The sequence below is a fragment of the Kitasatospora sp. NEAU-CNBT7 genome (genome assembly GCF_057220535.1).
Genome location: NZ_JBXQQB010000132.1, coordinates 1 through 1,057 on the forward strand (window position 1 = coordinate 1; position 1,057 = coordinate 1,057).

Below are 1,057 nucleotides of genomic sequence, written 5' to 3' on the forward strand. Positions count from 1 at the left end.
GACGCCGTTGCGGCTGTTGCCACTGCCCGCACCGGCCCGGTCGTGCTTCTCGTATCCGAGGTGGTCGGTGATCTCGCCCTCCAGAGCGGACTCCAGCACCCGCTTGGTCAGCTGCTGCAGCAGCCCGACCTCGCCGGTCAACTGGAGCCCGCTCGCGCGGGCCCGGTCGACCAGCTACCCGATCAACTGATCGTCCAACAGGTCCGCCGACAGCTCGACCGGCCGGACCTCTTCAACCGCCTCAACCGAGGCGATCACGTCGCTCATCAGGTGCTCTTCCTAGATCGGGAGATACACCGGTCACCGTACAGACCCACTGACTTCGGCTTGTCAGGGTGACGGTGGGGCGTCGAGGGTCAGGCCGGTGCCGGCTATGAAGCCGTCGAGGGTGTCAGGCCGATACTGCGGGCGCTTGAGCCGGTTGCGGACGAGTGCTTCGAGCCGGTCGAGGGCCATGACGGCGAGGTTAGCGAGGCTGTGCTTGACGTGGGCCCAGACCCACTCGACGGGGTTGAGGTCGGGCGAGTAGGCGGGAAGGCGGAACACCGTCAGCCAGGCGCGCTGGTCGATCAACTCGCGCATGGCGCGGGAGGCGTGGGTGTTCAGGCGGTCCCAGAGCAGCACGATCGGCGCCTTGACGAGTTGGTGGACGCCGTCGACCAGGGCGATGAAGTCGCGCTCGCCCATGCTGCGGCGTGTGCCTTTGCCCGCGGAGTGGGCGACCAAGCGGTGGCACAGCCGGGTGCGCGAGCCGGGCCGCATCGCGATCAGGCCTGCCACCGACAGACGGCCGGCGCGACGGCCGCTGACGGTCACGACTGGCGTGCGGCCGCGTCGTCCCCAGGTGCGTCCTCGGGGCGGTCGGCGGGTGAAGCCTGCTTCGCCCTCGAAGCAGATGTTGTGAACGGTCAGCGATGTACCCCACTTCTGAGAGGACGTTAAGTCCGTTTCTGGTAGCGGCCGCGTCCGGGTTGGTCGAGGAGTCCCTGACGAACGAGTCGTCCCAGGCGGGAGCGGGTGGCGTTGATCGAGGGCTCGTTGGTGGGCAGGCCGAGGA

At 68.3% G+C, this 1,057-nt stretch carries 2 pseudogenes; both read right to left on the reverse strand.

Going from position 1 to position 1,057, the window contains the following annotated elements:
• Nucleotides 1-267, reverse strand: a pseudogene (locus tag AC2TEW_RS39035) (transposase); the annotation flags it as partial.
• Nucleotides 268-330: 63 nt separating this feature from the next.
• A pseudogene (locus AC2TEW_RS39040) lies at nucleotides 331-899 on the reverse strand (transposase); the annotation flags it as partial.
• Nucleotides 900-1,057: the final 158 nt, after the last annotated feature.